Source organism: Micromonospora sp. NPDC049081, from assembly GCF_040648835.1.
GTDB classification, from domain to species: domain Bacteria; phylum Actinomycetota; class Actinomycetes; order Mycobacteriales; family Micromonosporaceae; genus Micromonospora; species Micromonospora antibiotica.
On record NZ_JBEZEK010000006.1, the window covers coordinates 152,198 to 176,204 of the forward strand.

Consider the following 24,007-nt stretch of genomic DNA (forward strand, 5'->3'; position numbering starts at 1 on the left):
GGGACCGGCGCGAACCGGACACCGGGGTCACGGTCCCCGGGTCGGCGGGCCGATGCGCGTACACTTCCGTCCCCGTGAGGATTCTCGTCACCGGCGGAGCCGGATTCATCGGGTCGGAGTACGTACGGATGCTGCTGGGTGTGCCCGGCGGTGACGCGTCCGGCGTGCCCGCGGTCGAACCCGCGACGGTGACCGTGCTGGACAAGCTGACCTACTCCGGCAACCTGGACAACCTCGCCCCGGTGCGCGAGGACCCCCGGCTGCGGTTCGTCCGGGGCGACATCTGCGACCCGGCGACGGTCGACGAGGTCGTCGCCGGCCAGGACGTGATCGTGCACTTCGCCGCCGAGTCGCACGTCGACCGGTCGATCGCCGGGGCCGCCCCGTTCGTCACCACCAACGTGCTGGGCACCCAGACCCTGCTGGACGCCGCGCTGCGGCACGGCACCGGCCGGTTCGTGCACGTCTCCACCGACGAGGTGTACGGCTCGATCGACTCCGGCTCCTGGACGGAGACCTGGCCGCTGGCCCCGAACTCGCCGTACTCGGCCTCGAAGGCCGGGTCCGACCTGCTGGCGCTGGCCTACCACCGGACCCACGGCATGGACGTGGTGGTGACCCGCTGCTCCAACAACTACGGGCCGTACCAGTTCCCGGAGAAGGTCGTCCCGCTGTTCGTGACCAACCTGCTCGACGGCGGCACGGTGCCGCTCTACGGCGACGGCGGCAACGTGCGTGACTGGCTGCACGTGCACGACCACTGTCGGGGCATCGCGATGGTGGCGCACGCCGGTCGCGCCGGTGAGGTCTACCACATCGGCGGCGGCACCGAGCTGAGCAACAAGGAGCTGACCGGGCGGCTGCTGGAGGCGTGCGACGCCGGCTGGGACCGGGTCGTCCCGGTGACCGACCGCAAGGGCCACGACCGCCGCTACTCGCTCGACATCAGCAAGATCAACACCGAGCTGGGGTACGCCCCGAGCATCGGCCTCGACGAGGGCCTGGCCCAGACCGTCGCCTGGTACCGGGACAACCGGGCCTGGTGGGAACCGTTGAAGACGGCACCGGCCGCATGACCCGGGTCCTCGTCACCGGTGCGGGCGGCATGCTCGGCCGGGACCTGCTCACCGTGCTGGCCACCCGCGGCGACCTCAAGGTGACCGCCGCCACCCGCACCGACCTCGACATCACCGACGCCGAGGCGGTCCGGGCCGCGGTCGCCGGGCACGACGTGGTGTTCAACGCCGCCGCGTGGACCGACGTCGACGGTGCGGAACGGGACGAGGCGGCGGCCACCGCGATCAACGGCGGCGGGGTGGCCCACCTGGCCCGCGCCTGCGCCGGGCACGGCGCGCGGCTGCTGCACGTCTCCACCGACTACGTCTTCGCCGGCGACGCCGACACCCCGTACGCCGAGGACGCCCCCACCGACCCGATCAACGCGTACGGCCGCAGCAAGCTCGCCGGGGAGCGGGCCGTGGTCCGATTCCTCCCCGAAACCGGCTACCTGGTGCGGACCGCCTGGCTCTACGGGGCACACGGGCGCAACTTCGTCACCACCATGCTCGGCCTGGCCGCCACCCGGGAACACCTCGACGTGGTCGACGACCAGCACGGCCAACCCACCTGGTCGTACGCGCTGGCCACCCGGCTGGTCGCACTCGCCGACGCGGCCCTGGCCGACCGGGCCCCCGCCGGGACCTACCACGGCACCTGCACCGGCCAGACCACCTGGTACGGGCTGGCCCGCGCCGCCTTCACGCTGGCCGGGCTCGACCCCGACCGGGTCCGACCCACCACCAGCGACCGGTTTCCGCGTCCGGCCGCGCGACCCGCGTACAGTGTGCTAGGGCACGACCGGTGGGCCGAGGCCGGCCTGCCCCCGCTGCCGGACTGGCACGACGCGCTGTCCGACGCCTTCGCCTCCCCGACTGCACCCACCCCGTGGAAGGTCGCATGAAGCTCACCCTCGTCACCGGTCTGACCGGCCTGATCCTGCTCGCCACCATCGTCGAGCTGCTGCGCCGCCGGCAGCTCCGCGAGAAGTACGGCATGCTCTGGCTCGGCGTGCTGGTCATCGTCATCCCGTTGTCGCTGTTCCCCCGGCTGCTCGACAACGTGGCCGGCTTCTTCGGCGTGGTCTCCGGCGTCAGCCTCGTGCTGTTCCTCGGCATCGTCTTCCTGCTGCTGGTCTGCGTGCACCTGAGCTGGGAGGTCAGCGCGCTGGAGGAGGAGACCCGCACCCTGGCCGAGGACTTCGCCCTGCTCCGCGCGCAGATCGACGCGGAACGCGCCGCCCGGCTCGCCCAGGACGCGCAGCTCACCGCAGCCAACCGAGACGAACTGGTGTCCCACGATGGTTAACGGCAAGCGTGTCCTGATCATCATCCCGGCGCTCAACGAGTCCGGGTCGATCGCCGACGTGGTCGGCGAGGTCCGGGGCGAACTGCCCGGCGTCGACGTGCTGGTGGTCGACGACGGCTCCACCGACCGCACCGCCGCCGTGGCCGCCGCCGCCGGGGCCCGGGTCGCGAAGCTGCCGTACAACCTCGGGGTGGGCGGGGCGATGCGGCTCGGCTACCGCTACGCCCGGGACAACGACTACGACGTGGCGATCCAGATCGACGCCGACGGCCAGCACGACCCCCGGTACGTGCCCAAGCTGGTCGACCTGCTCGACGACAACGACCTGGTCATCGGCGCCCGGTTCGCCGGCGAGGGCGACTACTCGGTGCGCGGGCCCCGCCGCTGGGCGATGGTCATGCTGTCCGGGGTGCTCTCCCGGGTGGCCAAGACCCGGCTGACCGACACCACGTCCGGGTTCCGGGCCGCCAACCGGCGGGTCATCGAGATGTTCGCCGGCTGGTACCCGGCGGAGTACCTCGGCGACACGGTGGAGACCCTGGTGCACACCGCCCGGCGCGGCTACCGCATCCGCCAGGTGCCGGTGGCCATGCGCAAACGGATGGCCGGCACCCCCAGCCACTCCCCCGCCAAGGCGATGATCTACCTGGGTCGGGCCTTCGCGGTGCTCACGCTGGCGCTCATCCGCCGGTGATGCGGCGGCTGCTCCATCTCGTCCCGCCCGGCACCGTCGCCGTCGGAGGCGGGCTCGCCCTGCTCGGGCTCGCCTCCTACGTGCACCTCGCGGTCGCCGGACACGCCCTCGACCGCGCCGACTACTCCTCACTGTCGGTGCTCTGGTCGATCGTGTTCACCCTCGGCATCGGCGTGTTCATCCCCGTCGAGCAGGAGGTGGCCCGGGTCGTCGCCGCCCGCCGCAGCCAGGGGCTGCCCCCCGGCCCGGTGCTGGCCCGGGGAGCCACCGTCGCCGCCGCCGTGCTGGCGGTGCTGGTAGTGGCCACCCTCGTCGGCCGCCAGGCGCTCACCGACCGGCTCTTCGCCGGCGACGACACGATGGTCGCCGTCCTGATCGGCGCGCTGGTCGCGATGGCCGTGGCGTACACCACCCGGGGCGTGCTGTCCGGCCTGCAACTCTTCCCCTGGTATGGCACCCAGCTCGGCGTCGACGGCGGGGTGCGCATCGCGCTGGTCGCCGGCCTCGGCCTCAGCGGCGTCACCGACCCGGTCTGGTACGGCGCGGTGCTGGTCGTCGCCCCGCTGCTGTCGGTGCTGGTGACCCTCCCGCCGGTGCTGCGGGCCGTCGGCGGCGGCCTCCCGGTGGCCTGGGGCACCCTGCTGCGCGGCCTCGGCCTACTCACCGTCTCCAGCCTGCTCTCCCAGGTCGTGGTCAACATCGGCGTGATCAACGTCCGGCTGCTCGACCCGGCCGACGTGGCGACCGCCGGTGCGCTGCTCTCCGCCCTGGTGCTGGTCCGGATCCCGCTGTTCGTCTTCGGCTCGATGCAGGCGTCGCTGCTGCCCGGCCTGGCCACCACCGCCACCACCGGCGACGTGGCCGCTTTCCACCGCCTGCTGCGCCGGGCGCTCGGCGTGGTCACCGCCCTCGGTGTCGCCGGGGCGGTCGGCGCGGTGGCGCTCGGCCCGTGGCTGGTGCACCGGCTCTTCGACGCCCCCGGCGTGCTCGGCCACGGCGACTTCGCCTGGCTGGCCGTCGGCACCCTCGCCTACCTGTGGGCGATGGTGCTCGGGCAGGCGCTGCTCGCCCTCGACCGGCACCGCGCCCAGGCCGTGTCGTGGACGATCGGGGTGACCGCCCTGCTCGCCGTCACGGCCGTCCCGGCCCCCGTCGCGCTCCGCGTCGAACTGGCCTACGCCGTCGGCTCCGTCGTGGTGGCCGCCACCATGGCCGTCCTGCTGCTGCGCCGGGGTGCCCGCCCGGCCACCCCCACCCCCGGCCGGCCGCTCGACGACGTGGTGGCCACCGGCGTCTCCGGAGGTCTGTAGATGTCCCGCCCCCAGGTGTCCGCGGTGATGCTCGCCTACGGTGCCGAGCCCTACCTGGTCGACGCCGCCCGCGCCGTGCTGGCCAGCACCGACGTCGAGATCGAGCTGATCGTGGTCGACAACGGCTGCACCGGTGACGGCATCGACGTGGTCAAGGGCTTCGCCGGGGTACGGGTGGTCCGGCCGGAGGAGAACACCGGCTACTCCGGCGGCTGCCGGGTCGGCGCCGCCGAGGCCACCGGTGAGTGGCTGGCCTTCGTCAACTCCGACGCCGTCGTCGCCCCCGACGCGCTGGCCCGGACGGTGGCGGTGGCCGGTGAGCCGGGCGTGGGCGCGGTGATGGCCTCGATCCGGCTCGCCGAGAACCCCGACCTGATCAACACCTCCGGCAACCCGCTGCACTACATCGGGCTGTCCTGGGCCGGCGGCAACGGCCAGCCCGCCAGCGCGCACGCCCGGCGGACCACGGTCCCGTCGATCAGCGGCTGCTGCTTCGTGATCAACCGGGCGCTCTGGCGGGAGCTGGACGGCTTCGCCGCCGAGTACTTCGCCTACCACGAGGACACCGAGATCAGCCTGCGGTTGTGGCAGCGCGGACTACGCCAGGAGTACGTCCCGGACGCCGTGGTGGTGCACCACTACGAGTTCTCCCGCAACAAGCTCAAGCACTACCTGCTGGAACGCAACCGCCTGATCTCGCTACTCACCGCGTACGAGACGCGGACGCTGGTGGTGCTCGCGCCGATGCTGCTGCTGACCGAGGCGGCGATGCTGGTGGCCGCGCTGCTCGGCGGCTGGAGCCGGGAGAAGGCGCGCGGTTGGGGTTGGCTGTGGACCAACCGGGCCTGGGTGCGGGCCCGGCGTCGCCAGCTCCAGCAGGAGCGGATGGTCCCCGACGGCGTCATCGCCGAGCTGATGACCGCCAAGGTCGACCCGTCGAACGTCGAGTCGCCGCCCGGGATGAGCATCTTCAACGTCATCGCCGCCGGCTACTGGGCCCTGGCCAGGCCGCTGCTGCGCAGGGCCTGACCGTCACGCCGCCGCCATGCCGCAGGGCACCGGCGGCGGGTGGGTCGACCCGGACTGCGGATGGCACCCACGCGCAGGGGCCGGGGTGTGCACCCCGGCCCCTACGCGTGTCGCCGTCACGCTTCCGGCTTCTCCTGGGGCTGGCCCTCCAGGTCGGCCGAGCCGGCCGACGTGGTGGGCTTGTGCGCCTCCTCGGTCGGCACCGTCGGGGTCTTGGCCTGGCCGTCGGCCGGCGCGGCGTCACCCGCCGCGTCACCCTCCAGCAGCGCGGTCAGCGCCGCGCCGGTGATCCGTCGGAAGGTACGCCCTACCCGGGCACGGTCCAGGACCGCCACCTCGAGCTGGTTGGGGGCGATCGTCCGGGCCGCGCCGCCCTCGCCGCCGACGCTGCTCAGCGCCTTCATCGCCACCCTGACCGCCTCGCTGAGCGACATGTCGGGGCGGTGCTCGGCCTTGAGCACGCCGGTGATCGCCTCGGCCTGACCGCCCATCGCCATCCGGCCCGGCTCGTCGTTGACGGACCCGTCGTAGGTGAGCCGGTACAGCTCGTCCTCCTCGACCGTGGCACCGACCTGCGCCACGCAGATCTCCACCTCGAACGGCTTGGACTGCTCGGTGAAGATCGCGCCCAGGGTCTGCGCGAACGCGTTGGCCAGGGCCCGGCCGGTCACGTCACGCCGGTCGTAGCTCAGGCCGTTGAGGTCGGCCATCCGCACCCCGGCGCGGCGCAGGTTCTCGAACTCGTTGTACCGGCCGACGGCGGCGAAGCCGATCCGGTCGTAGATCTCACTGACCTTGTGCAGGGCGCTGGAGAGGTTCTCCGCGACGAAGAGCACCCCGCCGGTGTAACTCAGGACCACCGCGCTGCGCCCCCGGGCGATGCCCTTGCGGGCCAGCTCGGAGCGGTCGCGCATGATCTGCTCGGGCGAGGCGTAGAACTGCATGGCCACGGCGGCGGTTCTCCTTCTGGCACTGTGCTGACGACTGGGGCTGGTGGGGGTGGGACGGCGTCAGCCGCCCGGGTTCTCCATCCGCCCGGCGACGACGGCCTCGGCGATGGTGGCCGTCTCGGCCTCGGTGAGCCGGCGGGTGCCCTCGGCGGTCGCCGTCATCACCACCGGGTAGATCCGCCGGGTCAGGTCCGGCCCGCCGGTGGCCGTGTCGTCGTCGGCGGCGTCGTAGAGCGCCTCGACGGCGAGCCGGGTCGCGTCGTCGATCGACACGCCGGTGCGGTACCGCTTCTTGAGCGCGGACTTGGCGAAGAGCGAACCGGAACCGATCGCGTCGTAGCCGGTCTCCTCGTAGGGGCCGCCGGTGACGTCGAAGCTGAAGATCCGCCCGGCGCGGGCCGGGTCCCGGGCGGCCAGGTCGAAGCCGGCGAAGAGCGGCACGACCGCCAGCCCCTGCATGGCCGCGCCGAGGTTGCCCCGGATCATCGAGGCGAGCCGGTTGGCCTTGCCGTCGAGGGAGAGCATCGCGCCCTCGATCTTCTCGTAGTGCTCCAGCTCCACCTGGAACAGTCGCATCAGCTCGATGCCGATGCCCGCCGTGCCGGCGATGCCGACCAGCGAGTACGCGTCGGCGGGGTGCACCTTCTCGATGTCGCGCTGCGCGATCAGGTTGCCCATGGTGGCCCGTCGGTCGCCGGCCAGCACCACACCACCGACGGCCGAGATGGCCACGATGGTGGTGGCGTGCGGCGCCAGGTCGGCGGCCATGCCCGGCGGCAGCGGCCGTCGGCCGGGCAGCATCTCGGGGGCCACCCGACTCAGGAACGAGGTGAAGGAGGACGTCCCCGCGTTGGTGAACACATCTGGTAGACGCCCGGATGGATCAAAGCCCGCTGCCACGTGGTTCCTCTCAGGTACGTGATCGCCCTGGCCAGCCTCGTGGGACTGTCACGGAACTGGCCAAGACCACCGTTGCAGTTGAAGCAGAGTATCCCGCGCACCCATCCGGTGCGGTGATCGTGGTCCACATGTTGAGGATCTTCCGCCCCGCAGACGGCACAGACGCCACCCTGCTCGGCGAGCAGCTCCTGGAACTCCTTCTCGCCGATCCCGTAGCGGCGGCGCAGGTGGTACTCGCGACTGCCGCCGTACAACCGGAGCTTGCTCTCCTTGCCCTTCTCGTTGTGGCAGGGCTTGCAGTATCGGCCGTAGCCGCCGCGCCCCGACCGGTTACGGGGAAAGTCGTCGAGTGCTTTCGTCTCACCACACGTCGGGCAGCGACGGTGGCCATCCGGCACCACAGGTAGTTGGCGAACCTCCCGGCCGTGCTTCGCTCTCGTCCGCTTGGCATAGCTCACCTTGGAACGCAGGTTGAAGCAAGGCTTGCAATAGCTGCCCCGGCCATCGGGCCGACGGCTGTTCGCGCAGAACTCATCGAGCAACTTCCACTCGCCGCAGTCTCGGCAACGACGGTGTCCGTCTCGATCGTCGAGCGAATCAGGCATGTCCGATTTAACCGTCTATGCCCTATTCACCCCCTTTTTGTACGTAGCCACGCACAAATTCTTCGGCGTTCTCCTCCAGGACCGAGTCGATCTCGTCGAGCAGGTCGTCGACGTCCTCGGTGATCTCGGCGTGCCGCTCGGCGACCTCGGGGTTGACCTCGGTGGTGACGTCGTCGATCTCCTCGGCCTGGTGCGACTTGCCCGACTGGGTCTGACCGCCCTCTTGTGAAGCCATCTCGCTGCCTCCTCCACGATCGTCTGCGATGAACTTACCTCGCGGAGACGACGAAAAGCCCGTCGCGCGCCGGCATCCGACGCACGACGGGCCGCCGTCACCGCGTCGACTCAGCCGCCGGTCAGCGTCTCCAGCAGATCCTTGGCGGTGTCGCACCTGTCGAACAGCGCCCCGACGTGCTGGCGGGTGCCCCGCTCCGGCTCCATCATCGGCACCCGCACCAGCGACTCCCGACCCACGTCGAAGATCACCGAGTCCCAGCTCGCCGCCACCACCTCGGAGGCGTACTGGGCCAGGCAGCGGCCCCGGAAGTAGGCCCGGGTGTCCTCCGGCGGCTCGGTCATCGCCCGGCGGGTCTGCTCGTCGTCCAGCAGGGTCTTCATCGAGCCCCGGGTCACCAGCCGGTGGTAGAGGCCCTTCTCCGGCCGGACGTCGGAATACTGCAGGTCGACCAGCTGAAGCTTGTGCGAGCCCCAGCCCAGCTTCTCCCGCTCCCGGTAACCCTCCAGCAGCCGCAGCTTGGCCACCCAGTCCAGCTCGTCGGCGCAGAGGAACACGTCGCGGCCCAGCCGGTCCAGCACCTGCTCCCAGCGCTCCAGCACGTCCAGGGTCTGCGCGTCGGCGTCCGCGCCGTACCGCTCCTCCACGAAGGAACGCACCCGCTCGTAGTAGGCCCACTGCAGGTCCAGGGCGGTCAGCCGACGGCCGTCGCGCAACCGCATCCGGTGGGTCAGCGACGGGTCGTGGCTGACCGCGCGCAGCTCGGCGACCGGGTCGGCGATGCCCAGGTCGGCACCGAGCGCCTTCTCCTCGATCATGGTCAGGATCAGCGCGGTGGTGCCCACCTTGAGGTAGGTGGAGATCTCCGACAGGTTGGCGTCGCCGATGATGACGTGCAACCGGCGGTACTTGTCGGCGTCGGCGTGCGGTTCGTCGCGGGTGTTGATGATCGGCCGCTTGAGGGTGGTCTCCAGCCCCACCTCGACCTCGAAGAAGTCCGCCCGTTGGGAGATCTGGAAGCCGCTCTGGCCGCCGTCCTGCCCGATGCCGACCCGGCCCGCGCCGCAGACGATCTGCCGGGTGACGAAGAACGGCGTCAGGTACGCCACGATGTCGGCGAACGGGGTCTGCCGCCGCATCAGGTAGTTCTCGTGCGCGCCGTAGCTGGCGCCCTTGTTGTCGGTGTTGTTCTTGTAGAGGTGGATCGGCTGGGTGCCGGGGATGGTGGCCGCCCGCCGGGCCGCCTCGGCCATCACCCGCTCCCCCGCCTTGTCCCACCGCACCACGTCGAGGGGGTTGGTCACCTCGGGGGTGGAGTATTCCGGGTGTGCGTGGTCGACGTAGAGCCGGGCGCCGTTGGTGAGTATCACGTTGGCCAGGCCGAGGTCCTCGTCGGCGAGCGCCTCCGCCGGGTCGTAGGCGGCCCCGGAGTAGGTGAACCCCCGGGCGTCGCGCAGCGGCGACTCCTCCTCGTAGTCCCAGCGGGCCCGGCCGCCACGGTTGAGTTCCGGGCGCGCGCCGTACGCGTTGACCACCTGGGACGAGGTGACCATCGGGTTGGCTCCGGCCTGGCCGGGCACGGAGATCCCGTACTCGACCTCGGTGCCCATGATCCTTCTGACGCTCATCGACCTACCCGCTTCGCTCGCCTCACCCGGTCCGCCGTCATGTCGAGCGTAGTCCGCCTCACCGGGGAAGGGGGCACGCCGCTTCGGCCGGGTCGGGAGTGGCGGTCTCCAGGGTGGGCGGGGGCGGCTCGTCGGAGGGGGCCACGTCGCACTCGGGGACCGTCAACGGCACCCAGCTGAGCCGGTGCCGCAGGGCGGGCTCGTCGCGCAGCATCCGGTGTACCCGACGTTCGCCCTTGGGGTCGGAGGTGATGAACCGGACGGGGCCGGCCACCCGGCGGACGATGATGTCGGTGCGGTCCGGTTCGAGGAACGGCAGGCTGTAGATGCCCGGATCGGTGGCCGCCGTGGTGCCGTGCAGGGCCGACAGGCACAGCGAGATCAGGTAGGACCGCATCGGCCCCCGGTCGATGACCAGGGTGGTGGTGCCCGGCACCTCGGGATAGCGCTGTTGGGCGTCGGCGCACACCCAGGCCACTCTGGACGGCAGGGTGAGGTCCTGGTGGACCCACCGCTGCGCCCAGGTCTGCTCGTCGACCACGAGCAGGCTGCGGTGCCAGCCGGTGACCCCGCAGAGCGCCACCGCGACCGTCATGGTGAGTGCGGCGGCCAGCACCCCCGCCGTGGTGCTGCCGGCCCCCCGCCAACTCAGGGCGGGCCGGGGCACCGGCAGTAACCGGACCACCCCGGCGGTGCCGACGATGAGCAACGCGGTGGCCAGGTGGGTGCCCTTGACGAAGTAGTAGCCCGGAGTCACCCCGGCATCGGTGTTGATCTGCGCGATGGTCAGCGGCAGGGCCGCGCCGACGACGCAGACCAGCAGCCAGCGCCGCCAGGCCGGATCGGCGCGGGCGACCTGGACGAGCAGGGCCACCCCGACGATGCCGCCGAGCCAGATCAGCGCCCGCCAGCCCTCGACGGCCTGGGACGAGCCGATGACCAGCGCCTCGGTCTGCCCGGCCCGCAGCACGCCGAGCAGCGGGGCGATCAGGGCGAGAGCGGCGCCGGCCAGGCCGACGGTCAGCACGGTGAACCACCGGCGCAGTGCCTCCCGCCAGTGGGTGAGCACCCAGCACAGGACCAGCACGGCGGCGGCGGGCAGGAAGAGGTAGTAGGTGAACCCGACGGCGGCGAGCAGGGCGCACAGCAGCACGACCTGCTCCCGGGTGCCGGGGACGGGCCGGGCGACCAGGGTGGCGATCAGGACGGTCAGGGTCAGCCCGAGCACCTCGGTGGGGTAGCCGGCGTTGAGCAGGCGGGGCAGTTGGGTGCCGAGCACCAGCGCGCCGACGACCACGGTCAGCACCGTGCGGTGCAGCAGGTGGATCGGGCCGGCAAGCCGTTGGGCCGCCCAGATCAGCACGAGGGTGAACAGTCCGAAGCCGGCGATGGTCCAGCCGAAGTAGTGGGCGACGAGGGCGTCGACGCGCGGCCCGGTGGGGGTCAGGAAGCCGTCGAGCAGGGCGGTGACCAGGTGCCAGCCCTGCGGGTAGTAGATGAGCTGGGCGGTGATCTGCTCCCGGGCGGCGGCCGGGTCGACGAAGGTGTAGCCGTCGAGGCGGCCCATGGCGTCGAACAGCGCCAGGTGCCGCCAGTTGTCCTCGCCCGCGCCGAGGACGGTGAGCCGGTCGGCGAGGTCGGTGGCTCGCTGCCAGGGTTGCCGCAGGTAGGCCACCATGGCGGCGGCGCCGGCCAGCGGGAACAGGTCGGCCCAGCCGGGCCGGGGCAACCGGGGGCGGCGGCGTAGCACGGCGGCGGCGAGGACGAGCCCGGTGAGGGCGGTCCCGGTGAGCGGCACCGGCCGCATCCCCCAGGGCCAGACCGGGAAGACCAGGCCACCGATGGCGGTCAGGCCGAGCAGCAGGCCCAGGGCGAGCATCAGCCGGTCGAGCAGGGTACGGCCGCCGCGCAGCAGGCTGGCCGTGGCGATCAGCACGACCGGGGGCAGGAGCCAGTCCCGGTGCAGGGCGTGCCCGGCGAGGGGTACGGCCCATGCGGCGACCAGCGCGGCGAGCAGGAGCGGGATCCACCGCCAGCGGCGGGCCGGCCGGCGCGGCGCGACGGTGGGGGGTGTCTGATCCACCGCCGGGGACAGCGGCGGATCGGCGACGGTGAGCTCGGGCGGCACGCGGTTCCTCGGAGTCGACTACGCGGTCGGGGAAGTCTAGCGACGCGGCCGGCATTCCACCCACCCGACGCGGGGTGGTGCGGTTAACAGTGGGTGACGTACGCGAGCGGGCCCGCGACGCGTCGCGTCGCGGGCCCGTCCGGTCGGCCGGTCAGAGGTACTGGCCGGTGTTGCTGGCGGTTTCGATGGAGCGGCCGGCCTCGGTGCCCTTGCCGCCGGAGACGAGCGTGCGGATGTAGACGATCCGCTCGCCCTTCTTGCCGGAGATGCGGGCCCAGTCGTCCGGGTTGGTGGTGTTGGGCAGGTCCTCGTTCTCCCGGAACTCGTCGACGCAGGCGTCGAGCAGGTGCTGCAACCGCAGCCCCTTGCGCCCCGAGGTGAGGAACTCCTTGATCGCCATCTTCTTTCCCCGGTCGACGATGTTCTGGATCATCGCGCCGGAGTTGAAGTCCTTGAAGTAGAGGACTTCCTTGTCACCGTTGGCGTAGGTCACCTCGAGGAAGCGGTTCTCCTCGGTTTCCGAGTACATCCGCAGCACGACCGCGTCGATCATGGCGGCCACGGTGGCCTGGGGCTCGCCGCCGTGCTCGGCCAGGTCGTCGGCGTGCAGGGGCAGGCCGACGAGGATGTACTTGGAGAAGATGTCCTTGGCCGCCTCGGCGTCCGGACGCTCGATCTTGATCTTCACGTCGAGCCGGCCGGGTCGCAGGATGGCCGGATCGATCATGTCCTCCCGGTTGGAGGCGCCGATCACGATGACGTTCTCCAGGCCCTCGACACCGTCGATCTCGCTGAGCAGCTGCGGGACGATGGTGTTCTCCACGTCGGAGGAGACACCGGAGCCACGGGTCCGGAAGATCGAGTCCATCTCGTCGAAGAACACGATGACCGGGGTGCCCTCCCCGGCCTTCTCCCGGGCCCGCTGGAAGATCAGCCGGATGTGCCGCTCGGTCTCACCGACGTACTTGTTGAGCAGCTCCGGACCCTTGATGTTGAGGAAGAAGCTGGTGTGCCGGTCCTTGCCCAGCCGCTCGGCGATCTTTTTGGCCAACGAGTTGGCCACCGCCTTGGCGATGAGCGTCTTGCCACAGCCCGGCGGACCGTAGAGCAGGATGCCCTTCGGCGGCCGGAGCTGGTGCTCGCGGAACAGATCGGCGTGCAGGAAGGGCAGCTCCACCGCGTCGCGGATCTGCTCGATCTGCGACTGGAGGCCGCCGATGTCGGTGTAGTCGACGTCGGGCACCTCCTCCAGCACCAACTCCTCGACCTCGCTCTTCGGGATCCGCTCGTAGGCGTACGCCGAGCGGGGCTCGATCATGAGCGAGTCGCCGGCCCTGATCGCGGTGCCGATCAGGGTGTCGGCCAGGTGGACGATGCGCTCCTCGTCGGAGTGCGAGACCACCAGCGCCCGGTCGCCCGGGCTGCCCTCGGGACCCGCGAGGATCTCCTTGAGCATCACCACCTCGCCGACCCGCTCGTAGCCGAACGCGTCGACGATGTTGAGCGCGTCGTTGAGCAGGACCTCCTGGCCACGCCGCAATTCCTCGGCGTCCAGTGAGGGTGAGACGGCTACCCGGAGCTTGCGTCCGCCGGTGAAGATGTCCACCGTGCCGTCGTCGTGTCGCGCGAGGAAGACACCGTAGCCGGACGGCGGCTGCGCCAGCCGGTCGATCTCCTCCTTGAGCGTCACGATCTGCGCGCGAGCCTCTTTGAGGGTGCTCACGAGCCGGTCGTTGTTCTCGGTGAGCCGCGCCAACTGTGCCTGGGTGGCCGCCAGCCGCTCTTCGAGCTGCCGGACGTGTCGGGGGCTTTCGGTCAACTTGCGCCGCACCAGAGCGAGTTCCTCTTGAAGGAACGCGACCTGCGTGGAGAGATCGTGGGCCTCCTTCTCCCACCGTGCGGCGCGCGAGTCCGCGTCGTCGCTGCGTGCCACGTCCCACCTCCCCGGGGGGCTTGAACGTTCTGCCCTAACACTAGCCGCTATGAGGCCGATTCGGTCCCACGCAACGCCCTCGTCACTGAACCTTGATCGCCAAGGTACGCCTGAGGGGCAGGTCCGGCCGTTCGGGTACCGTCGTGGGGTGGGACGGGAGAACATGGGGGGTGCCGGGTGAGTGACGTCGCGACCGACCAGTTGCAGGTCTGGGTGGACCAGGATCTCTGCACGGGTGACGGGCTCTGCGTGCAGTACGCGCCGGAGGTCTTCGAGTTCGACGTCGACGGCCTGGCGTACGTCAAGGGCACCGACGGTGAGCTGCGGCTGGCCCCCGGCAGCCGGGTCGACGTGCCGGAACACCTGCGGCTGGAAGTGATCGACTCCGCGAAGGAGTGCCCGGGTGACTGCATCCACGTGGTACGCGGCAGCGACGGCGTCGAGGTGGCCGGCCCCGAGGCCGCGGACGACTGACCACTTCCCGACAGAACACACCGCCACCCGGCCGGCCGCCACCCGCCGGGGCGGGCCCGTCGGCGGAGCGGCCGGGGCGACCGTCGTCCCGGCCCGACGGTGGTGTCACAGCAGCGGACGGCCGACCACCGAGGCGACCAGCCGGGCGAACTCCTCCAACCGGGCGATCTGACCGGCACCGCCGTCGTCGAGGGTCTTGCCGAAACGCAGCGCGTCGTGCCGGGGCGCACCGACCATCTCGTCGCCGGGTGGGGCCTCGTCCAGTGAGGTGAGCAGCAGGTAGACGTCGATGCTGTCGACCCGTACCTCACCGTTGTCGGCCCGGGTCAGGCGGCGTCGGCAGCCGACCTCGGTGACGGTGGAGACCGGCACCACCCGCAGCGACGAGGTCATCGACCCGGGGGGACCCTCCCCCGGCGGCACGTCCTCGCCGTGCCAGAGCACCAGCCGGCTGCCGTCGCAGACGACGACCTCCTGCCACACCCCGTTGACCTCGTTGACGAAGCGTTCCAGGGTGAAGCCGAGCACCGAGGCGCCGCGCAGCACCCCGCCGAGCGCCTCCAGGGCGATGTCCGGGTCACGCAGGTAGGCCCGCGCCGCCGACTCCAGGTCCTGGTACGGCGACCAGTCCGGGAACACGGCCGGCAGTTCACCGCCGCCGAACCCCGGCCGACTCATGCCCACTCCCTGCGGTCGCACCGTCGGCCCGCACCGGCCGTCGGGTTCTGCCCGTTCACGCCCAGCTGCTCCGCTCCGCCGTCACGGCCGGTCCACCTCGTCGGCGCAGGCGGCCGACGCGGCTGCGGTGGCCTGCGCCGCCGCCTCCCGGGCCGCCGCCGCCTCGCGCAGCGCCTGCTTACGCTCGGCGTACGCCTCCGCGCCCTTGCTGGGCTTGCGGCGACGCGGCGGGGCGGTGACACCCGGAGCGAGTTTACGCGCGGAGACCAGGAACGCGGTGTGCGCGATCATCCGGTGGTCGGGGCGGACGGCGAGCCCTTCGGCGTGCCAGTCGCGCACCAGCGACTCCCAGGCCCGCGGCTCGGTCCAGCCGCCCCGCTCGCGCAGCGCCTCGACCAGCTCGGACAGCTGCGGGGTGGTCGCCACGTAGCCGATGAACACGCCGCCGGGCAGCAGCGCCCGCTCGACCATGTCCAGGGTCTCCCACGGGGTGAGCATGTCCAGGATGATCCGGTCGAACCCGGTCTCCGGGCAGTCGGCGACGTCGCCGACGTGCAACCGCCAGGCCGGGTGCGGCGCACCGAAGAACGCCTCCACGTTGCGCCGGGCGATCTGGGCGAAGTCGTCGCGCACCTCGTAGGAGTGCAGCTCGCCGCCGGTGCCGACGGCGCGCAGCAGCGAGCAGCTCAGCGCCCCGGAACCGGCGCCGGCCTCCAGCACCTTGGCACCGGGGAAGACGTCGCCCATGGCGACGATCTGCGCCGAGTCCTTCGGGTAGATCACCTGGGCGCCGCGCGGCATGGACAGCACGTAGTCCGACAGCAGGGGACGCAGCGCCAGGAACGCCGTCCCGCCGCCGGCGGTGCTGACCACGCTGCCGTCGGGCTGCCCGATCAACGCGTCGTGCGCCAGGATGCCCCGGTGGGTGTGGAACTCCTTGCCGGGCTCCAGGGTGACGGTGTGCATCCTCCCCTTGGGGTCGGTCAGCTGCACCCGGTCACCGGGGCGGAACGGTCCCCGGTGCACCGGGGGCAGCTCCGCTGGGGCGGTGGGCGTCGGTGTGCCGTTGCGGGCCGGGAGGGTGGGGGGATGTGCTGCGGTCACCTGTTCATCTTCCGTGTGGGTTCGAGGACCTGGGCGAGATCCGCGGTGTGCAGAACGCCGACCACATCTTCGCCTGCCGTCACCACGTACCGTGCGCCCGGGTGGGCCTGGACGGCCGCCATCAGCCGCTCGCCGTCGAGACCGAGCGGCAGGGTCGGCAGCGCGGTCAGCGGCCGGGCCACCGCGTCCACCCCCAACCAGGGCCGACGGTCCACCGGTACGGCGTCCGCCGCCGCCGGGTCGACCAGGGCGACGGGCCGGCCCGCGCCGTCGACGACCAGGAGGGCGGACCGGGGCGGGCCCTGCTCGGCGTGCCGACGCTGCGCCTCGGCCACTGGCGTGCCGGTGGGTACGGCGTGGACCGGGCGGGCCAGCCGGCCCAGGTCGAGCAGCGGCACCCGGCGGCTGATCCGGGCGTACCGGATCGACTGGCCGGCGCCCCGCCAGAGGGTGATCGCGACCAGCAGCATCAGCGGCAACGCCAGCGGCACCAGGATCCGCTGGACGGTGAGCAGCACGACCAGCCCGGCGGTGGCCACCGCGACGGCCCGCCCGACCCAGCCGGCGATCTCGGTGGCCCGGTGCCGGTCCCGGGTGAGCCGCCACAGCACGGCGCGCAGCGCCCGGCCGCCGTCCAGGGGCAGGCCGGGCAGCACGTTGAACACGGCCACGATGACGTTGCTCAGCGCCAGTTGCAGCGCGAGCTGGTGGGCCAGGGTGTGGTCGGGGGCGGCCAGCGTGGCGGCCACGGCGATCCCGCCGAGCAGCGCCGAGACGGCCGGGCCGGCCAGGGCGACCAGCAGCTCCACCCGGGGGTTGGGGGCGTCCCGGTCCATCTCGGTGTAGCCGCCGAGCAGTTCCAGGGTGATCCCGCGCACACCGATGCCGTAGCGGCGGGCGGTCAGCGCGTGCCCCAGCTCGTGCAGCAGGACGGAACCGAGCAGCGACACCACGAAGCCGAGACCGATCAGGTAGCCGCCGAGCGGGGACAGTCCGAGGCGGTCCCGGGCGAACTCGGCATAGGTGACGGTCACCAGCAGGGTGAGCAGCAGCATCGACAGGTTGAGGTGCAGCGGCACCCCGAACACCCGGCCGACGGTCAGGCCGGCACCCCGGCGGGGCCGGCGCGGTGCGCGGGGACGAGACTCCACCGCCCCGATGCTACGCGCCGACTCGATCATGCCCGGTGCGGCGAGCGCGGTGGTGTCACACCGGTGCCCTAACCTTCGGGGCATGACGGCGGAACCGGTGACCGACCAGCAGCATCCTCCGGCGGCGTTGCCCGCCACGGTCCGGGCTTCACTGTCGCCGTCACGGGCCGCCGACTTCAAGACCTGCCCGCTGCTCTACCGGTTCCGCAGCATCGACCGGTTGCCCGAGCGACCCAGCGTCGAGCAGGCCCGGGGCACCCTGGTGCACGCGGTGCTGGAGCGGTTGTTCGACCTGCCGGCGGGCGGGCGCACCCCCGACGCCGCCGGTGACCTGGTCGTCCCGCAGTGGGACCGGCTGGTCACCGAGCAGCCCGAGCTGGCCGGCCTGTTCGACCCGGGCGACGAGGCGGGCACGGCCGAGTTCCTCCGCTCGGCGACGGCACTGTTGGCGGGTTACTTCGCGGTGGAGGATCCGCGCCGGCTGGAGCCCGCCGAGCGGGAGAGCCTGATCTCCGCGGTGGTCGACGACGAGCTGCTCATCCGTGGTTACGTCGACCGGCTCGACGTGGCCCCCGACGGGGCGCTGCGGGTCGTCGACTACAAGACCGGCGGTGCGCCGAGGGAGGCGTTCGAGGCACGGGCGCTGTTCCAGCTGAAGTTCTACGCGTTGGTGCTGTGGCGCACCCGGGGCGTGGTGCCCCGCGTGCTGCGCCTGCTCTACCTCAAGGACGCCGAGGTCTGCGACTACTCCCCCGACGCCGAGGAGCTGCTGCGGTTCGAGCGCACCGTGGTGGCGCTCTGGCAGGCCATCGAGCAGGCCACCGTGCGGCAGGATTTCCGGCCCCGACCGAGTCGGCTCTGCGACTGGTGCAACCACCAGGCGCACTGCCCGACCTTCGGCGGCACCCCGCCGCCGTTCCCGCAGCGGGCCGGGGCGGCCGACCCGTTGCGCGACGCCCGGTCCCGACCGGCCACCCCGGGCGCCGACGAGTAAACGGTCGGCGGGTCGGAGACCGGCTCATCCGCGAGGAGGAGACGAGGTTCACCGTCGGCGACGACCGGACGGCCCGCCGGGCGGCTAGCGTCACGGTATGACCGAGGGGGGCGAGCGCTGGTGGGTGCGCCGGCCGTTGGCCGGTGACGCTCTCTTCGCCGTCGCGCTGGTGGTGCTGGAGGTCGCCTTCATCCTGATCACCCCCCGCGAGTTCTGGCCTCGGCAGCTGCCGTCCGCGCTGGCCTGGAGCCTGCTGTGCGCCGCGCCGGTGGCGCTGCGGCGGGTCGCCCCGTGGCCTGCGGTGGGGGCCGCGTTGGCCACCCTGGCCGTGCCGGCGGTGCTCGGGCACGCCCCGACCACGCAGAGCCTGACGTTCCTGGTGCTGACCTACACGATGACGGTCAACCGGCCGGCGCTCCCGGCGGTCGCCGCCACGGTGCTGCTGTGGGTGCCGGTGGCGGCGCTCAACGTGCTCACCCCACTGGACACCGGGCTCGACGTCGGACCGGCGTACCTGGTGCTCAACAACCTGCTCACCGCGCTGCTCGCCTACGCGGTGGGGCGGGCGGTGCGGGCCCGGCGCACCTCGCTGCGGGCGCTGCGGGAACGGGCCCGGGTGGCCGAGGAGAACCAACGGTCGCTGGCCGAGCAGGCGGTGGCCGACGAGCGGCGACGGATCGCCCGGGAGCTGCACGACGTGGTCGCCCACCACGTCAGTGTGATGGGGGTGCTGGCCACCGGGGCCCGCCGGGTGCTGCGGCGGGACCTCGCCGCCGCCGACGAGGCGATCGCCACGATCGAGGACACCAGTCGGGTCACGCTGCGGGAGATGCGGCGGTTGCTGGACGTGCTGCGTACCGACGCCGAGCCGGCCGCCGACCTCACCCCGCAGCCCGGCCTGGCCGGCATCGCCGCGCTGGCCGAGCAGGTACGCGAGGCGGGGCTGCCGGTCACCCTGGAGGTCGCGGACCCGGTGCCGACGGTCGAGGAGGGCATCTCGCTGACCGTCTACCGGATCGTGCAGGAGGCGTTGACCAATGCGCTCAAGCACGCCGGCCGGGCCACCGCGACGGTCCGGCTGGGGGTGACGGACGGCTGCCTGACGGTGGTGGTCACCGACACCGGGCGGGGTCCCGGGCCGGAACCCGACCGGATCGGGCACGGGTTGGTCGGTATGCGGGAACGGGTCGGCCTCTACGGTGGGATCCTGCACACCGGGCCACGTCCCGGTGGCGGCTTCCGGGTGTACGCCCGGATCCCGGTGGAACCGGTCGGGGCGGTCCCGACGTGACGGCGGCAGAACGGGGAGAGCAGATGGGCGAGACGTACGGCAGCTCCCCTTCCGTCGTGCCGGACGAGGTGCGGGGGCCTGCCCGCGCGCCGGGGCGACCGGTGCGCATCCTGCTCGCCGACGACCAGCCGTTGCTGCGTACCGGGTTCCGGATGGTGTTGGGCACCGAGGACGACCTGGACATCGTGGCCGAGGCCGGGGACGGTCAGGAGGCGGTGGAGTTGTCCCGCCGGCTGCTGCCCGACGTGGTGCTGATGGACATCCGGATGCCCCGGATGGACGGGGTGGCCGCGACCCGGGCGATCGTGGACGCCCGGTTGCCGGTGCGGGTGCTCATCCTCACCACCTTCGACCTCGACGAGTACGTGGTGGGGGCGTTGCGGGCCGGGGCGAGCGGGTTCCTGGCCAAGGACGTGCCGGCCGACGACCTGGTCACCGCCATCCGGACGGTGGCCGCCGGGGAGGCGGTGGTGGCGCCGCGCATCCTCAAGCGGCTGCTGGAGCGGTTCGCCACCGTGCTGCCGGACCCGGCGGCGAGCCCACCGAAGGCGTTGGGCACGTTGACCGAGCGGGAACGCGAGGTGCTCGTCCAGGTGGCCCGGGGGCTGTCCAATGCGGAGATCGCCGCCGCGTTGTCGGTCAGCGAGACGACCATCAAGACCCACGTCGGGCACGTGCTGACCAAGCTACGGCTGCGCGACCGGGTGCAGGCGGTGGTGCTGGCGTACGAGTCGGGGCTGGTCCGCCCCAAGGCGTAGCCGGGTGGTGGCGGGTCCGCCTCGGGGCGTACCCGCAGTGAGGCCGGTGGGCGGACGGCAGCGTTGCCCCGCTCACCTACCGTGACGAAAGACGGCGCGGCGCGGTTGACCATGACACGGCGTCAGGTTTTAGCGTCGGCGTCGGCACCGCCGCAGGCGGCGCGACGAACAGTGACCGGTCGTCGCCTCAGGGGCAACCCTGAGTCGGGCTCCGGGCCGACCCGCAGCGGGAAATCCGCCTCGGGTCACCCCGTGGTCGGACGGATCTCCACCGACCGGCACCGAGGATGGGATCGACCCCACCGACCAGCGGGGGCGGTGGGGGCACACACAGCCAGACGGAAGAGGTAGATGACGTGACCGCGACGGTAGGCCGGTATTCGCAGGCCGCGGCCCGGGCGAACGACGTGTGGAAGGTGTACGGCACCGGCGAGGCGCAGGTCGCCGCGCTCCGCGGGGTCAGCGCCGAGTTCGAGCGGGGCAGGTTCACCGCGATCATGGGCCCGTCGGGCTCCGGCAAGTCGACGTTGATGCACTGCCTGGCCGGGTTGGACTCGGTGAGCAAGGGCACCGTGCAGATCGGCGACACGACGGTGACCGGGCTGGGTGACTCTGGCCTGACGAAGCTGCGCCGGGACAAGGTGGGCTTCATCTTCCAGCAGTTCAACCTGCTGCCCACGCTCACCGCCCAGGAGAACATCCTGCTGCCGATGTCGATCGCCGGCCGCAAGCCCGACCCGGCCTGGTACGACACGGTCATCGACACCGTCGGCCTGCGGGACCGGCTGGGGCACCGGCCGTCGCAGCTCTCCGGGGGTCAGCAGCAGCGGGTCGCCTGCGCCCGGGCGCTGGTCGCCCGCCCCGAGGTGATCTTCGCCGACGAGCCCACCGGCAACCTGGACTCCCGCTCCGGCGCGGAGGTGCTCAACTTCCTGCGCAACTCGGTACGTGAGCACGGGCAGACCATCGTGATGGTCACCCACGACCCGACCGCCGCCGCGTACGCCGACCGGGTGGTCTTCCTGGCCGACGGGCAGATCGTCTCGGAGCTGATCGAGCCGACCGCCGACACGGTCCTGGACACCATGAAGAAGCTGGACACCCCGGTCGAGGTGGCCGGCTGATGTTGCGGGCCACCCTCAAGAGTCTGCTGGCGCGCAAGGTGCGCCTGCTGTTGTCCGGCCTGGCCGTGGTGCTGGGCGTCATGTTCGTCTCGGGGGCCTTCGTGCTCACCGACACCCTGGGGCGGTCGTTCGACGCGGTCTTCGCCGACGCGTACGAGGGCATCGACGTCAACGTCGCCGGCAAGCCCAAGGTGGCGCTCAGCGAGATGCAGGGTGAGCAGGTGCCGACCACGGTGCCGGCGGCGACGGTGCAGCGCATCGGCGCGGTCGCCGGGGTCGCCGAGGCCACCGGCGTGGTCGCCACCGACGGGGCCCAGCTGATCGGCAGCAACGGCAAGGTGGTCACCTCGTTCGGGCCGCCGCAGCTCGGGTCGAACTGGCAGGGCGAGAGCGACCTGGTGAAGCTGCGCGAGGGGCACGAGCCCCGGGCGGACGACGAGATCGTCGTCAACGCGGCGCTGGCGCAGGCGGGCAAGGTGAAGGTCGGCGACCGGGTCGGGGTGCTGACCCCGCTGTCGCCGAAGCAGACCTTCACCCTGGTGGGGATCTTCGGGTACAGCGGTGACCGGGATTCGATCGGCGGGGTCAACGAGGTCGCCTTCACCACACCGGTGGCGCAGCGGTTGCTGTTGGGTGAGCGGGACGTCTTCACCAACGTCACGGTCCGGGCGGCCGACGGGGTCAGCGACTCGGCGTTGCGCGACGACGTGGCCCGGACGCTCGGCGACGGCTTCGAGGTCAAGACCGGCGCGCAGTTGTCGGCGGACGCCTCGGCGAGCCTGAAGGAGGGGCTGTCCTTCTTCAACAAGATCCTGCTCGGTTTCGCCGCCGTCGCGCTGCTGGTGGGCACGTTCCTCATCCTGAACACCTTCTCGATCATCGTGGCGCAGCGGACCCGGGAGCTGGCGTTGATGCGGGCGATCGGGGCCAGCGGCCGGCAGATCATCGGTTCGGTGGTGCTGGAGGCGGTGGCGATCGGCCTGATCGCCTCGGTGCTGGGGTTGGGTGCCGGCATCGGCATCGGCGCGCTGCTGGCGTACGTCTTCGGCAACCTGGCCGGAGGGCTGACGCTGGCCGGCATCGGGGTGCCGGCCTCGGCGGTGATCGGCTCCTTCGCGGTGGGTCTGGTGATCACGGTGGTGGCGGCGCTGCTGCCGGCGCTGCGGGCGTCGCGCATCCCGCCGATCGCGGCGATGCAGGACGTGGCCAATCCGGACCGGCCGCTGACCCGGATCACCGTGACCGGTGGGGTGATCACCGGGATCGGCGCGGTGCTGTTGTTCCTCGGGCTCAGCGGCAACGCCGGGGACAACACGCTGGCCGTCATCCTGGGTGGGGTGCTGTTCGCCTTCATCGGGGTGGCGCTGCTGACTCCGTTGATCAGCCGCCCGGTGGTCTCCCTGCTGGGGGCGATCTTCGCCTGGTCGGTGCCGGGCAAGCTGGGTCGACTCAACTCCGGCCGCAACCCGCGCCGGACGGCGATCACGGCGGCGGCGCTGATGGTCGGCATCGCCCTGGTGACCGGGGTGACGGTGATCCTGGACTCGGCGAAGGGCAGCATCGGCGCGTTGGCCCAGGACACCATCAAGGCCGAGCTGGTGATCTCGGGGTCGACGACCGGTCCACGGCCGGCGAGCTTCGACCCGGCGGTGCTGACGAAGGTGGCGGCGCTGCCCGGTGTGCAGATGGCCGACGGCGAGTACGGCGACATGGGCATGGTCGACGGGAAGGTCACCTGGCTGGCCGCGTCCAGCGACGTGACGGCGTTGCAGCGGATCTTCGGGGCCAAGACGACCGCCGGTGACATCAGCCGGCTCGGCCCGGACCAGATGCTGTTCAGCTCCGACGCCGCCAGGTCCCGCAACATCTCGGTCGGTTCGACGGTGACGGTGCAGGCCTCCCGGGGTGAGCCGCGCACCTACACGGTCAGCGGCATCTACGAGAGTTCCGAGCTGACCAGCCCGGTGCAGTTGCCGCCGCAGGCGGTGAAGGACTTCGCCGTCCCGAAGCCCAACCAGGGGTTCATCCAGCTGGCCCCGGGCACCCGGGTGGCGGACGTGCAGCCGCAGGTGGAGGCGCTACTCGTGGACAGCCCCGAGGTGTCGGTGGCCGACCGGGACGCGTTCATCGAGCAGCAGACCGGCTCGCTGGACAGCCTGCTCACGATGATCCAGATCCTGTTGGCGCTGGCAATCGTGATCGCGGTGCTCGGCATCGTGAACACCCTGGCCCTGTCGGTGCTGGAGCGGACCCGCGAGTTGGGTCTGCTGCGGGCGATCGGGCTGCGCCGGGCGCAGACCATGCGGATGATCACCGTGGAGGCGGTGGTGATCTCGGTCTTCGGGGCGCTGCTCGGGATCGTGGTCGGCGTCGGTCTCGGTGCCGCGGTGGTCCGGGCGCTCAAGGACGACGGCATCACCGACCTGATCCTGCCGTGGGGTCAGATGGGGCTGTTCCTGCTGCTGGCGGCGATTATCGGCGTGGTGGCGGCGGTGCTGCCGGCGGTGCGGGCGGCCCGGATCAACGTGCTGGGCGCGATCGCGCACGACTGATCCCGTCCGCCGCGAAGGGGTTCCGCCGGTCGGCGGGACCCCTTCGTCGTGACCGGCCCGCGCCACCCGCCCCGCCGGTCACGGCCGGGCCGGCCGACCCCGTGG

The 24,007-nt window shown here is 72.0% G+C and carries 22 protein-coding genes; 12 read left to right on the top strand and 10 right to left on the bottom strand.

All coding sequences use genetic code 11. The annotated features are described in order from the left end of the window. Positions 1–74 precede the first annotated feature (74 nt). Genes rfbB through AB0B63_RS12175 form a run of 6 tightly spaced genes read left to right on the top strand, consistent with a single transcriptional unit; the run spans position 75 to position 5,397 of the window. Positions 75–1,076, top strand: a complete 1,002-nt coding sequence (gene rfbB / locus AB0B63_RS12150) for a dTDP-glucose 4,6-dehydratase (RefSeq protein ID WP_208566151.1) — start codon at positions 75–77, stop codon at positions 1,074–1,076. Further along, complete coding sequence (gene rfbD, locus AB0B63_RS12155) at positions 1,073–1,960, top strand: dTDP-4-dehydrorhamnose reductase (protein WP_208566152.1); 888 nt, start codon at positions 1,073–1,075, stop codon at positions 1,958–1,960. The genes rfbB and rfbD overlap by 4 nt, the downstream gene beginning before the upstream one ends. Next, entirely contained in the window at positions 1,957–2,364 is a 408-nt protein-coding gene (locus AB0B63_RS12160; protein WP_244251851.1) for a DUF2304 family protein, read from the top strand. The genes rfbD and AB0B63_RS12160 overlap by 4 nt, the downstream gene beginning before the upstream one ends. Further along, positions 2,357–3,058, top strand: a complete 702-nt coding sequence (locus AB0B63_RS12165) for a glycosyltransferase family 2 protein (protein ID WP_145920205.1) — start codon at positions 2,357–2,359, stop codon at positions 3,056–3,058. Before AB0B63_RS12160 ends, AB0B63_RS12165 begins: the two co-directional genes overlap by 8 nt. Further along, positions 3,058–4,368: a polysaccharide biosynthesis protein gene (locus AB0B63_RS12170; protein WP_357017417.1), complete on the top strand. Its 1,311-nt coding sequence runs from the start codon at positions 3,058–3,060 to the stop codon at positions 4,366–4,368. Before AB0B63_RS12165 ends, AB0B63_RS12170 begins: the two co-directional genes overlap by 1 nt. After that, entirely contained in the window at positions 4,369–5,397 is a 1,029-nt protein-coding gene (locus AB0B63_RS12175; protein WP_208566154.1) for a glycosyltransferase family 2 protein, read from the top strand. Positions 5,398–5,513: 116 nt separating this feature from the next. Here AB0B63_RS12175 and prcA read toward each other — a convergent pair whose 3' ends face one another. The 7 genes from prcA to arc form a co-directional block, all read right to left on the bottom strand. Continuing rightward, entirely contained in the window at positions 5,514–6,347 is an 834-nt protein-coding gene (prcA, locus tag AB0B63_RS12180; protein WP_357017421.1) for a proteasome subunit alpha, read from the bottom strand. A gap of 60 nt (positions 6,348–6,407) precedes the next feature. Then, positions 6,408–7,247, bottom strand: coding sequence for a proteasome subunit beta (prcB, locus tag AB0B63_RS12185; RefSeq protein WP_208566156.1), 840 nt, complete (start codon positions 7,245–7,247; stop codon positions 6,408–6,410). After that, a complete protein-coding gene (locus tag AB0B63_RS12190; protein WP_357017425.1) occupies positions 7,166–7,852 on the bottom strand; it encodes an endonuclease VII domain-containing protein in 687 nt (228 codons plus the stop codon). The genes prcB and AB0B63_RS12190 overlap by 82 nt, the downstream gene beginning before the upstream one ends. Before the next feature lie 22 nt (positions 7,853–7,874). Further along, positions 7,875–8,087 carry a ubiquitin-like protein Pup gene (locus AB0B63_RS12195; RefSeq protein ID WP_204924405.1) on the bottom strand — a complete coding sequence of 71 codons (213 nt, stop codon included), beginning with the start codon at positions 8,085–8,087 and terminating at the stop codon, positions 7,875–7,877. Between the two features lie 110 nt (positions 8,088–8,197). Next, positions 8,198–9,715, bottom strand: a complete 1,518-nt coding sequence (dop, locus tag AB0B63_RS12200; RefSeq protein WP_357017429.1) for a depupylase/deamidase Dop — start codon at positions 9,713–9,715, stop codon at positions 8,198–8,200. Positions 9,716–9,773: 58 nt separating this feature from the next. Next, positions 9,774–11,843 (bottom strand): hypothetical protein, encoded by a 2,070-nt coding sequence (locus AB0B63_RS12205; protein ID WP_208566158.1) that lies wholly within the window; start codon positions 11,841–11,843, stop codon positions 9,774–9,776. 151 nt (positions 11,844–11,994) lie between these two features. Next, entirely contained in the window at positions 11,995–13,776 is a 1,782-nt protein-coding gene (gene arc / locus AB0B63_RS12210) for a proteasome ATPase (protein ID WP_208566159.1), read from the bottom strand. Positions 13,777–13,953: 177 nt separating this feature from the next. Between arc and AB0B63_RS12215 the strand changes: the two genes are divergently transcribed. Then, entirely contained in the window at positions 13,954–14,250 is a 297-nt protein-coding gene (locus AB0B63_RS12215) for a ferredoxin (RefSeq protein ID WP_208566160.1), read from the top strand. A 105-nt stretch (positions 14,251–14,355) separates the two neighbouring features. Here AB0B63_RS12215 and AB0B63_RS12220 read toward each other — a convergent pair whose 3' ends face one another. The 3 genes from AB0B63_RS12220 to AB0B63_RS12230 all read right to left on the bottom strand — a co-directional run bounded on the left by AB0B63_RS12220 (position 14,356) and on the right by AB0B63_RS12230 (position 17,183). Next, the gene (locus tag AB0B63_RS12220) at positions 14,356–14,928 is read right to left on the bottom strand and encodes a hypothetical protein (RefSeq protein WP_091239677.1); all 573 of its coding nucleotides are present in this window, start codon (positions 14,926–14,928) and stop codon (positions 14,356–14,358) included. 81 nt (positions 14,929–15,009) lie between these two features. After that, positions 15,010–15,963 (bottom strand): tRNA (adenine-N1)-methyltransferase, encoded by a 954-nt coding sequence (locus tag AB0B63_RS12225; protein ID WP_208566475.1) that lies wholly within the window; start codon positions 15,961–15,963, stop codon positions 15,010–15,012. A 65-nt stretch (positions 15,964–16,028) separates the two neighbouring features. After that, entirely contained in the window at positions 16,029–17,183 is a 1,155-nt protein-coding gene (locus AB0B63_RS12230) for a site-2 protease family protein (RefSeq protein WP_357017434.1), read from the bottom strand. A gap of 82 nt (positions 17,184–17,265) precedes the next feature. On the opposite strand from AB0B63_RS12230, the gene AB0B63_RS12235 reads away from it, so the two are divergent. The 5 genes from AB0B63_RS12235 (at position 17,266) to AB0B63_RS12255 (ending at position 23,902) form a co-directional block, all read left to right on the top strand. Beyond that, on the top strand, positions 17,266–18,177 hold the full coding sequence (locus AB0B63_RS12235; protein ID WP_219461474.1) for a PD-(D/E)XK nuclease family protein: 912 nt from the start codon (positions 17,266–17,268) through the stop codon (positions 18,175–18,177). 97 nt (positions 18,178–18,274) lie between these two features. Continuing rightward, positions 18,275–19,468, top strand: a complete 1,194-nt coding sequence (locus tag AB0B63_RS12240; protein WP_357017437.1) for a sensor histidine kinase — start codon at positions 18,275–18,277, stop codon at positions 19,466–19,468. Between the two features lie 23 nt (positions 19,469–19,491). Beyond that, positions 19,492–20,226, top strand: a complete 735-nt coding sequence (locus AB0B63_RS12245; protein ID WP_357017440.1) for a response regulator transcription factor — start codon at positions 19,492–19,494, stop codon at positions 20,224–20,226. Positions 20,227–20,582: 356 nt separating this feature from the next. Continuing rightward, positions 20,583–21,350, top strand: a complete 768-nt coding sequence (locus tag AB0B63_RS12250; protein WP_357017443.1) for an ABC transporter ATP-binding protein — start codon at positions 20,583–20,585, stop codon at positions 21,348–21,350. Then, on the top strand, positions 21,350–23,902 hold the full coding sequence (locus AB0B63_RS12255; protein WP_357017446.1) for an FtsX-like permease family protein: 2,553 nt from the start codon (positions 21,350–21,352) through the stop codon (positions 23,900–23,902). Before AB0B63_RS12250 ends, AB0B63_RS12255 begins: the two co-directional genes overlap by 1 nt. Positions 23,903–24,007: the final 105 nt, after the last annotated feature.

What these genes read in the sequence shown, in the direction of transcription:
- AB0B63_RS12255 (WP_357017446.1), top strand. Translation starts at nt 21,350, where the DNA reads ATGTTGCGGGCCACCCTCAAGAGTCTGCTGGCGCGCAAGGTGCGCCTG.
- AB0B63_RS12220 (WP_091239677.1), bottom strand. Translation starts at nt 14,928, where the DNA reads ATGAGTCGGCCGGGGTTCGGCGGCGGTGAACTGCCGGCCGTGTTCCCG.
- AB0B63_RS12195 (WP_204924405.1), bottom strand. Translation starts at nt 8,087, where the DNA reads ATGGCTTCACAAGAGGGCGGTCAGACCCAGTCGGGCAAGTCGCACCAG.
- AB0B63_RS12240 (WP_357017437.1), top strand. Translation starts at nt 18,275, where the DNA reads ATGACCGAGGGGGGCGAGCGCTGGTGGGTGCGCCGGCCGTTGGCCGGT.
- AB0B63_RS12170 (WP_357017417.1), top strand. Translation starts at nt 3,058, where the DNA reads ATGCGGCGGCTGCTCCATCTCGTCCCGCCCGGCACCGTCGCCGTCGGA.
- AB0B63_RS12235 (WP_219461474.1), top strand. Translation starts at nt 17,266, where the DNA reads ATGACGGCGGAACCGGTGACCGACCAGCAGCATCCTCCGGCGGCGTTG.
- AB0B63_RS12160 (WP_244251851.1), top strand. Translation starts at nt 1,957, where the DNA reads ATGAAGCTCACCCTCGTCACCGGTCTGACCGGCCTGATCCTGCTCGCC.
- AB0B63_RS12190 (WP_357017425.1), bottom strand. Translation starts at nt 7,852, where the DNA reads ATGCCTGATTCGCTCGACGATCGAGACGGACACCGTCGTTGCCGAGAC.
- dop (WP_357017429.1), bottom strand. Translation starts at nt 9,715, where the DNA reads ATGAGCGTCAGAAGGATCATGGGCACCGAGGTCGAGTACGGGATCTCC.
- AB0B63_RS12175 (WP_208566154.1), top strand. Translation starts at nt 4,369, where the DNA reads ATGTCCCGCCCCCAGGTGTCCGCGGTGATGCTCGCCTACGGTGCCGAG.
- AB0B63_RS12245 (WP_357017440.1), top strand. Translation starts at nt 19,492, where the DNA reads ATGGGCGAGACGTACGGCAGCTCCCCTTCCGTCGTGCCGGACGAGGTG.
- rfbD (WP_208566152.1), top strand. Translation starts at nt 1,073, where the DNA reads ATGACCCGGGTCCTCGTCACCGGTGCGGGCGGCATGCTCGGCCGGGAC.
- AB0B63_RS12165 (WP_145920205.1), top strand. Translation starts at nt 2,357, where the DNA reads ATGGTTAACGGCAAGCGTGTCCTGATCATCATCCCGGCGCTCAACGAG.